This window comes from Streptomyces sp. AM6-12 (assembly GCF_044327085.1).
In the GTDB taxonomy this organism is placed as follows: Bacteria; Actinomycetota; Actinomycetes; order Streptomycetales; family Streptomycetaceae; genus Streptomyces.
Window position 1 is genome coordinate 464,938 of sequence record NZ_JBIQWN010000003.1, and the last position, 8,830, is coordinate 473,767.

Below are 8,830 nucleotides of genomic sequence, written 5' to 3' on the forward strand. Positions count from 1 at the left end.
GGGCGCGATCACTTCACGGAGTCGATGTCGGCCACCTTGTGGCTTGTGATGTCGATGAGGTGTCCCCAGAACTGATGCGCCTTCCCGTTCCAGTCCCGGACAGCATCGTTCCACGCGCTCTTCGTGGCTCGCGAGTATTCACGCCGTTCAATGCGGCTGATCTCGTAATTGAATTGATTAAGAAAACCAGTGATCTCGACCACGTATTGCGGGTGGCGTGTCCGTGACTTCCAAGCGATCTGAGCTTTCTTCAACGCGTCAAACGCAGGCTTGTACGCCCGAGCAAGCAGTGCTGTTTGTGTTGGGTCGGGGAATGGTTTCACCTGGTTGAGCAGTTCTTGCAGGGCTTGTGTGGACTTGGCTTCCAGTCCTGCGACATCTACGCGGAAGTCTTCCAGTTCCCCTCCGTGTACCAGTGCGTCCCACACCTCCTTGGCCGCTGCGGCCAGTACGTCCTGCGCGTCCCAGGACTCGCGACTCAGTACGGACGGATTCCACATTCCGCGGATCTCGGTGGCGATCTTGTTGTAGCGGCCCAGGGCTGCGGTGATATCGTCCGGCTCCTTGTAGTCGCGAGCGGTGCAGCCTTGCGCGACGGCCGCCCTGAGCCGGCGCAGCCGTTCGGGCAGACCTGCCAGGTCCGGTGAAGCAGCAGCGAGTGCGGTGACGGCGGACTCGAACCGGCCTTGTAGCTGTTTCACGGGGGGCGGGCCGAACTCGGCGACCGGCGCACCGGGTAGGAGGGCGTTCCACACGGCTGTGGCGGTGGCGAGGAAGGTCCGCCGCATTTGCGTCATGGACTCCGGCTCGGTGTGCCGGTCGATCCAGGCCAGCTTCACGCACTCGGTGTTCCACCTCTGGTGGAGCTGGGGGATCTTCTCCGGCTGCCCGTCGCGGAAGGCACTCACCGCGTCCGTGACGCTTTCCTTGAGTTGCCACAGCTGCTGCAGAAACCTTCGCACTCCCACGGCATTCCCCGTGGAGCCGTCCTGGTTGACGGCGTCGATCAGCTTGGTGGCGACTTCCCGGAACGGTTCCGCCTGGTCCAAGACCTGGTACCAGAGGTGGTCACGGTCACTGACCGCGGCGTCCAGCAGCTGTGTCAGCCGGCTGCTGCCCAGCAGATCGCGTTGCTTGAGGGTGGACTCGATGGTCATGACGGCATTGCCGGCGTCCTTGTGGACGATCCGCCCCTTCAGCCTGGGCGTGATCTTCTGCGCTGCCGGCGTCTCGCCGTCCGCGGTGGAGGCGTCAGCGGGCTCGGTTTCGATGTCCTGGCTGACCAGGTGCAGGCTCATGCTGATCGCGGCTTTGTCGATGCTGAGTGTCGGCGGGCTGACCAGCGACAGCAGCGGCACCGTGGCATGCACAGTGCGCACCTGCGGCCCGGCCTCTGTCGCCTCGGTGCGCTGGTAGGCGAAGCGGAAAGGCTTGGCGGTGCCGTCCTTGTCGAATCCGAGCTCCTTGACCAGTTCGACCGCTTCACGCGCGGCAAGATCCTGTCCGTGGACCACGGCCTGATACGCCGCGCCGAGCAGCGCGCCGACCGGGATGTCATCGTCGCTCATCGCGCATCCCCCGCGACCCCGGCCGGGACGATGTGGTGGCGGCCGTTGACCTCGAGCCGCTCCACGGGCCGGTTGCGAACGGTGAACGACACCGTGTTCACATGCGTGGCCTCGGCAAGGGCCTGCTGGTCGACAACGATGCGAACCTCCTGTCCGGCGTCGCTGGAGTCAAACGACGGAGCGACCTGGTCGGCCACGAAGGAGACGGTGAAGGTGACGTCGTCAATGGCCATCTGCGGCTGGATGCCCACACAGTCGCTGTCCGGCTCCTGCGCGCGGCGCACCGCCCGGTCGGCATCGGCCACGGCCTGCTGCAGACCCTGCACCAGCAGTCGCATCGTCAACTCGCTCATTGCATTCCTCGGTTCGGCTCATTCCCGGTTCGCGGCCCCATTCTGACGGCGGCAGCGACCAGCACCTCCCCCGACATCGCCAGTAACCCGAACGAAGGAATACGAGAAACGATCCGGGCACGGGACACGCCTCTCGTGCTGGCGTGGGCGCCGGATACCGCTTGCGGCAGGGCGCAGCACTGGCACCCTGATGGGCAGTGCCGCACCCGGCCTCCGCAGACGAATACGTAAGGGTCGGTATTATGATGCTTTGTTCTCTCGCTTAACGGTGACGGCGTTCTCGGTCAGCATTGTCAGGATCTTCTCCATGCCGGCTGGCATCGGTCCTTGCTGCGCCTCCACGTGGACCTTCATCGACGCGCTGCGGTTGACCGTGTCGGAACTCGAACTGCTCGAGCTGTAACTGGCTTTCACCGAAGCCGTGACACCCCAGAAGCCGCCACTGATCGCCGCCTCGCCGCCGAGTGTGCTCTCCTGCTTCCGGGCCGAGGCCGAGTCGATCTTCACATCGAAGTCGAGCGTCACCTGGGAGAGCTGCAGATAGGGGATCGGCACCACCGCGAGGAGCGGCACCTCCACGTTCGTCACCACCATCTTCTCCGGTGTGGTGGTCTTGTCGGCTTCTCCGTGCTCCGCCGATTCGTAGGAGAACTTCACCATCTTGGCTTGGTTCTTGTCATCGAAGCCGACGTTGTTGATGAACTGAGCGGTCTCGTTCGCGGCCATCGCGCTGGCCCGGATCACGCCCTGCAGCGGCCCGCCGATGATCTGCTCGAACGGCAGCGACAGCTCCGCCCCCAGATCGACCGGCGGCTTCGGGTCCTCGCCGGGCACGGACGGGACATCCGCCACGAACGGTGCGGAGTCCGTACCGCCGGAGGCACCCGGCGCCGGCCTCTCGGCCGTCGCCTTCGCCGCCGTCTTTTTCACCGCCGCGGTTTTCTTCGCCGGACTCGTCTTCCTCGCCTCCGCCATCAGACACTCCCTCCACCAGGTACTGGATCTAGAGACGATCTTCTGCAGCGGCCGTTCCCGACTCCCTTCCTGACACGCCATGGCCCCCCGGACGGGCGCACACCAGAACGAAGAACGACACCGAAGGTGAAGTCGTAATTCTGCTGGAGGGTGGCCACCACGCCGAGACCAAACCGACCAGCCCCGCCGGGGTGCCGGTCAGTGCATCTGCTGGGACCGTACGACTGCCGAGACGGGCGGCCGGCCGGTGCGCTGAGACAGAGCCGTCTACAGGACAGGCTCTCGATCCACCGACCCCGTCTAAAAGCCGTCAGTGGCCGTCGCTCGGAGGTCCGTCCGGTGCGGTCTTGATCTTGAAACCGTGGCCGATCGGGTGCTGCATGCCAGTGAGGATGAACGTGGTTTTGGCAAACACGACTTCGAACTTGTCGGAGGCCTCGGGAAGTTTTCCGTGCTGGGTGACGTTGGCCACGAGGCAGGCGGCGGCGTTCTGGTAAAAGGCTTCTTGCTGCTTGTTGTACTTGGGCTCTTCGTGCGGGTCAGGCTCGAACCGGTAGACGCACTGGAGGGTCTGCTGTTCGGGCTCCTTGGCGCCCTTGCGCAGCACGTCGACGGGTAGGACAAGTTTGATCCCGCGATGCTTGCTGTTCGCGCCGTCCTTAACTTCCAGGTCCTTGATGGAGTTCTTGTACGGGCCCGGTGTCACCTTCACGATCGGTGCGGGAGCGCTCTTCGAGGGAGCCGGCGAACTGCTGCGGTCGGGTGTCGTGGCCATGCTTTCGTCCTTACGTGTAGGGCTCGGGCAGAGGGGGCGGACCGGTAGTTGCTGTCCGGCTGCCGATGTGCACCAGCCGCACGATTCGCGTGGTCATGTGATGGCTGTCAGAGCGGTGGTGCGGTGCGACCCGGGGACCGGGCGGCCGAAGTGGGTCAGTTGCTGCGGCGGCTTCATAGTGGCTCTGCAGCGCGTTCTCGGCGGCCGACGCGGTTTCGCCGGCGACCTGCGGCATCCTGCCGTTGCGGCGCAACAGCGCAGACTTTCCCGCGCCGTGGACGGTCCACTCGATCCATGCAGACGCCGCATGGGGTGCCAGCCGGACCGGAGCCTGCTCGGACACAGTCCGGGTCACACCACACTCCTCAACCAGCACCGACACCGGCATGGGCAGGCCCTGCGGCGCCGCGCAGGTTGGTGCAAACGGCCGCACCCGTCCTTGCCGACGTGTCTGACGTCCGGACGGCGCGAGGACAAAGGGATAAGGATACGGATGGACCGACGAGTCGGCCGCTCGCCAAAGATGCCGCCAGCGCGCGGCCGGATTCGTGCCACCACGCCAACCGTTCGGTTGACTGTCATGGCGGCAGCGGCTGATCTGCCGAGCCTGATCCCTAGTCTCCTACCGGTAGTCACGGTAGACCGGGCTGTCACACCGGGCTGGCTACGCGGTGAGCGAACGCGCACAAGAATGCTGAGCCGGCCCTGCCCGACGATAACCCGAAGGCCTCAGTACCCGCAGACCCTGACCAGCGACAGGCCATCGTTCGGATTTCGGTCCATCTTGCCCGGGGCGGCTCCCGCGAACGGCTTGCACCCTTTGGGCGGATGCGCCCGTGGTCTCGTGAAGTCCCAAGAACAGCTGGCGCACCCACTGGGTGGTCACGCGGGCGTGGGCTCCTTCACCAGGCGCTTCCAGGCGTTGGTCCTCTCGGATTCAGCGATCTTGCCCTGATACGCGAGGAAGTCGACGTTGGTTGCTCCTTGCCGGCGGCAGGTCATGACCTCGCCCAACGCGGGGTAGTCGTGCTGGACGAATTGATAGCCGAACGCGTTGAGACCGACCAACTCACGGGTGAACACCCGGATCCGGTTGTTCTGGTCGTCCCACAGGTTGGCCCTGCGCCGGTCCGAGGCCAAGTAGAACGCCCGCTGCTGATGTACTCCCGCCAGCAGCCATGAGTCGTTTACCAGGACCGACCAGTTGCCGGTGTCCAGGATCGCACCGCCGTATTTGCGCGTCGTCTCGTTCATCACCAGGAAGGCGCCCTTCAGCTCCTTGGTGATCCCCGCCCCCTGGCTCACGAGATCCTTCTCGTTGCGCAGGCCGCCGATCAGCAACCCCTCGAACCTGTCGCCGAGCTGCTGAAACGCTTCGATTCCACCGTGGTAGACCTTCCAAGCCAGGTCGATGTGCGCATCGGAGAAGGCGGCCTCACCCTGGCAGGTACTGCCTAGCCCGGCGTCTTTGTACGTTTGCGCCGCCGCCTTGGCGGCGGCGCAGAACTGGTTCTCCGTGAACATGCCCGATTCCTTCCTCGAAGCATCGTGAGACAGGGCGACAAAGTGCCGCTCCGCCATCACCGCACGACACCTTGAACTGCGCCCGGCCGACTGGGCCAGGTGGAGCACGTCGGCCCGAGCCTGCTCGCCGTATCTTGGAGAGCTCCTCGATCCGCTCGGGGGAAAGGAAGCCGCTGATGCCGCCGGCGACTGCGGGGGCGACGTCGCGGACGCCGGCGAACCAGCCGTCCTCGAACCGCGGCTCGGACTTGTGCGGGGGGCTGCTCTCGGAGATCCAGGTGTGGGCGCCGGCCACCGCTCCGGCCTCCAGCGTCGCCACGATGTCGTCGGCCTGCTCGTGTCCGATCCCGGCGGCGGCCAGGGCCTGGAAGACCGTGAACCGCGCGTCGGTGGCCTCGTGCTGGTGGTGGCTGATGCGGGCCAGCTCCTGGCCGTACGCGTCGGCGTCATGCTGCTCGGTGCTCACGCGGTGCCTTCCTTGTCGTGGCGGGTGCGGTGGGCGGCCCAGTCCGGATCGCCCACGGGCACCGGCACCGAGGTGTCGGTGGCCGGGGCGCGCATGATGCGCCAGCTGGTGCGCGGCGCGGTGACGGCGTGGGCCAGGACGACGACGGCCTGGCGGGCGGCACCGCCCCGGACCCACGTGCCGGTGAAGCGGACCTGATCGGCCGCCCAGTCGCCCAGCCGCTGCCACGGGCGCAGTCGCCCGAGCAGATAGCCGGCCGTGAGCGCGGCGGCCGCGGTGGCGACGACGTCCACCATCAGGACCACCGCATCCCGATCGCGGACAGCAGCTCCATCCGCTCCGGCGTCAGCGTCGCGGCCCGGCTGCGCTGGTTCCCGATCCACGCCCCGAGCCGGAGTTCCCGCTCCTCCTGGTCCTCGCCGACGATCCGTTCGACGTGCTTCCGGGGGACTTGGAGGTGTCCCTCGCGCTTGTAGAACTGGCGGGCGGCCTCGTAGTGCATCGCCCATTTGTCGGCCTGTGTACGGCGCTTGGGCTTCTCGTCCTCGGCTGCGGGCTCGATCCCGAGGACCTGCTCGCACATCCACTGCTGCACGGCCGTGAGCTCGTCCCAGCCGAGCCGCACCGACTGCACCCACCGCCCCAGATCCTCGCCCTGGCGCACGACGTCGCCCGCCTCGGTGGGCAGCGCCTCACCGGCGTCCAGGTGCATCCGGACCAGGTGGAAGCACCGTTGCCAGGTCACCGGCCAGCTCGGGCACCAGGAGGCGTCGATCTCCTCCAGCTGCTCGCGCCGCATCTCCGACAGCGCCCCGGCCGACGACTCCACCGGCAGCCCCTCGGCACGCCGCTGCTCGCTCTCCTGTGCCTTCCGGGCGGCGGCCCGCGCGTTCTTCAGGAAGATGCCCACCCGGTAGCCCTGGAACGTGGCGTCCAGCGGGGCCAGGAGGTGCCCGTGTTCGGCCGCCCACCCGCGCGCGGCGGACAGGCCCTCCTCCCACGCGACGTCGTAGTGCGACCAGATCATGCCGAGCTTCTCCAGCTGCGCGACGCGGTCCTCGTCCATGTCACCGCGGGCGTAGAACCTCCTGGCGTCGGCGGTCCACTGCCCCAGCGGGAACCCGGCGAGCGGGGCCGGCCACACCGCGCCTTCCTCCCCCTGCTCCTGGTCGTCGACGGCGGGCACCCGGAACGTGAACGGCACCCGCAGGTCGCCGTGCTCGCGGGCGTAGATGACGGCGGCCTCCACGCCGCGCCGCCAGTGCTCGTGTTCCGGGTTGAGGACGCGCAGGTTGATGAACGCGGCGAGGGCGGCCGGGTCGCGGGGCGTGGAGAACTTCAGCAGGGCCTTGGCGGGGGCGCTGACGCCTCCGGAGCCCTCACCGCTCCCGCCCGTGTCCTTGCTGCTGTCGTCCTTGCTGACGGGCTTGTAGCGGCTCGGGGCCTGCTGCTCCGCGAGGCTCTCCACGATCCGCGCGTCGTGCGCCCGCAGCGCCTCCAGCAGCTTGGCCAGCCCGCCGAAGGCGCGGCTCGTGAGCATGTTGTCCGCCGTCTCGCCCGGCCCGAGCAGCACCGGCACCACGAGCGAGGCGACCTTGCCCTCACCGGGCTGCATCCGCAGGGCGCGGCCCACGGCCTGGACGAGGTCGGGCATGGAGCCGCGTACGTCCGCCCAGTACACGGAGTCACAGTTTTTGGTATCTACGCCCTCGCCCAGGACCTTCACCGAGCACAGGAAGCACTTCTCCACCACGGTGCCGTCCGTGGCGATCCCGGCCGCGAACTCGCCCAGGAGGCGGCGGCGGTGGAGCGGCTTGTGGTCGCCGCACAGCCAGTCCGCCCAGATCGTCTTCGGGTACAGCTCGGGGTCGCTGGCGTGCAGCTGGGCGGCGACGTCGGGGAGGCCCGCCGCGAAGGCTTCGGCTTCCTTGACGACGTGGTGGAAGACGAGCGTGCGCCGGAAGTTCTCCTCCGCTGACGCTTTCACCAGAGCGGTCTGCAGTGCGGCGAGCCGGGCCCCGCGGACCTCTGCCGAGCGGCTTTCGGCGCCCAGGAGCTGCGCGGCCTGGAGTGCGGTGTCGGTGACGTCCACGCATACGACCTGGTAGGGGGCACAGATTCCCCTGTCGATGGCGTCCGAGAGGGTCAGGGTGAAGCAGCGGCTCCCGAAGGGGCCCTCGGGGTCGTCTTCCATGCTCGCGACCAGCTCGCCGGGGGCGCCGGTCGCGTCGTCGTCCCCGAGCTGCCACAGCCGGGGCGTGGCCGTCATGTAGAGGCGGCGCAGGGAGGGGATCTTCTGGTTGTCGTGGACGACCGCCCACGGCTTCCCGATCCGGCCCGAAACGCGGTGGGCTTCGTCCACGACAATCAGGTCCCAGGGCGCGAGGCCCCTGGCATGCGCCCGCTCCAGCGTGCCCAGCCCGAGGCTGGCGTACGTGGCGTACACAGTCACCTTGTCCAGGCCCCGCGTCCACTCCACCAGCTCGTCCACGTCCGTGGTGTTGGGGAAGGACACCTCCTCACCCCGCAGCGAGGACACCCCGAGCATCGACCCCCGGCGGCCCCCCTCGCGCCACGCGGCCTCGGTCTGGGCGAGCAGGTCCAGCGAGGGCACGAGCACCAGCACACGGCCCGCGTGGAGCTCCTCCGCGCTGCGGACCGCCACCCGGGTCTTCCCGGACCCGGTCGCCATGATCACCTGCGTTCGAAGCCCCCGTTCGGGCACAAGTGATCTTGCAGGCAATTCGAGGGCGTGCACGACCGCGTCAGTGGCTTCTCGCTGGGCTGCCTCGCGCTGGTCAACGCGGTCTGTGCTCGACATATCGCCTGCCTTCTCCTGGAGTGCCGTCCGGTCGATTCGAGCGGCAGGAAACAAGAAATCTGCACGTAGAGGAGCCGCAAGAGCTACGGTTGGACTGGACGTGATCGGCTGGTTACTCGGCCTCGCCGAAGCGCCGGCAAGGCCCCGGGATGGACCTTGATAACCCTTCAGGGCGGGTCCGAGGTGGTGTACTCTGATTCCATATGCTATCTCGGTTCCAAAATGAAGCACACGGATCCACGAGGTCCCCCTCTAACGTGACTGAAAGCTCTAGTCTTGCCTTATCGCAAACAAGGCCAGCATCTTGACGCTCCCTCAACTCGCCCCCTTTCCACAGGCGGCAGGCCC

The 8,830-nt window shown here is 67.3% G+C and carries 8 protein-coding genes; all 8 read right to left on the reverse strand.

Going from position 1 to position 8,830, the window contains the following annotated elements; genetic code table 11:
• Window positions 1-8: 8 nt before the first annotated feature.
• Window positions 9-1,568, reverse strand: coding sequence for a DUF2589 domain-containing protein (locus ACE4Q9_RS35385; RefSeq protein ID WP_397988849.1), 1,560 nt, complete (start codon window positions 1,566-1,568; stop codon window positions 9-11).
• Entirely contained in the window at window positions 1,565-1,921 is a 357-nt protein-coding gene (locus tag ACE4Q9_RS35390; protein WP_397988851.1) for a hypothetical protein, read from the reverse strand. The genes ACE4Q9_RS35385 and ACE4Q9_RS35390 overlap by 4 nt, the downstream gene beginning before the upstream one ends.
• Before the next feature lie 240 nt (window positions 1,922-2,161).
• Window positions 2,162-2,896, reverse strand: coding sequence for a DUF2589 domain-containing protein (locus ACE4Q9_RS35395; RefSeq protein WP_397988853.1), 735 nt, complete (start codon window positions 2,894-2,896; stop codon window positions 2,162-2,164).
• Between the two features lie 310 nt (window positions 2,897-3,206).
• A complete protein-coding gene (locus ACE4Q9_RS35400; protein ID WP_397988855.1) occupies window positions 3,207-3,671 on the reverse strand; it encodes a hypothetical protein in 465 nt (154 codons plus the stop codon).
• Window positions 3,672-4,553: 882 nt separating this feature from the next.
• On the reverse strand, window positions 4,554-5,195 hold the full coding sequence (locus ACE4Q9_RS35405; protein WP_397988856.1) for a hypothetical protein: 642 nt from the start codon (window positions 5,193-5,195) through the stop codon (window positions 4,554-4,556).
• Window positions 5,107-5,661 carry a hypothetical protein gene (locus ACE4Q9_RS35410; RefSeq protein ID WP_397988857.1) on the reverse strand — a complete coding sequence of 185 codons (555 nt, stop codon included), beginning with the start codon at window positions 5,659-5,661 and terminating at the stop codon, window positions 5,107-5,109. Before ACE4Q9_RS35410 ends, ACE4Q9_RS35405 begins: the two co-directional genes overlap by 89 nt.
• Window positions 5,658-5,957, reverse strand: a complete 300-nt coding sequence (locus ACE4Q9_RS35415; protein ID WP_397988859.1) for a hypothetical protein — start codon at window positions 5,955-5,957, stop codon at window positions 5,658-5,660. The genes ACE4Q9_RS35410 and ACE4Q9_RS35415 overlap by 4 nt, the downstream gene beginning before the upstream one ends.
• The gene (locus ACE4Q9_RS35420; protein WP_397988861.1) at window positions 5,957-8,482 is read right to left on the reverse strand and encodes a Helicase associated domain protein; all 2,526 of its coding nucleotides are present in this window, start codon (window positions 8,480-8,482) and stop codon (window positions 5,957-5,959) included. Before ACE4Q9_RS35420 ends, ACE4Q9_RS35415 begins: the two co-directional genes overlap by 1 nt.
• Window positions 8,483-8,830: the final 348 nt, after the last annotated feature.

Coding starts and splice junctions, on each gene's coding strand:
- ACE4Q9_RS35385 (WP_397988849.1), bottom strand. CDS start 1,568: ATGAGCGACGATGACATCCCGGTCGGCGCGCTGCTCGGCGCGGCGTAT.
- ACE4Q9_RS35390 (WP_397988851.1), bottom strand. CDS start 1,921: ATGAGCGAGTTGACGATGCGACTGCTGGTGCAGGGTCTGCAGCAGGCC.
- ACE4Q9_RS35395 (WP_397988853.1), bottom strand. CDS start 2,896: ATGGCGGAGGCGAGGAAGACGAGTCCGGCGAAGAAAACCGCGGCGGTG.
- ACE4Q9_RS35400 (WP_397988855.1), bottom strand. CDS start 3,671: ATGGCCACGACACCCGACCGCAGCAGTTCGCCGGCTCCCTCGAAGAGC.
- ACE4Q9_RS35405 (WP_397988856.1), bottom strand. CDS start 5,195: ATGTTCACGGAGAACCAGTTCTGCGCCGCCGCCAAGGCGGCGGCGCAA.
- ACE4Q9_RS35415 (WP_397988859.1), bottom strand. CDS start 5,957: ATGGTGGACGTCGTCGCCACCGCGGCCGCCGCGCTCACGGCCGGCTAT.
- ACE4Q9_RS35420 (WP_397988861.1), bottom strand. CDS start 8,482: ATGTCGAGCACAGACCGCGTTGACCAGCGCGAGGCAGCCCAGCGAGAA.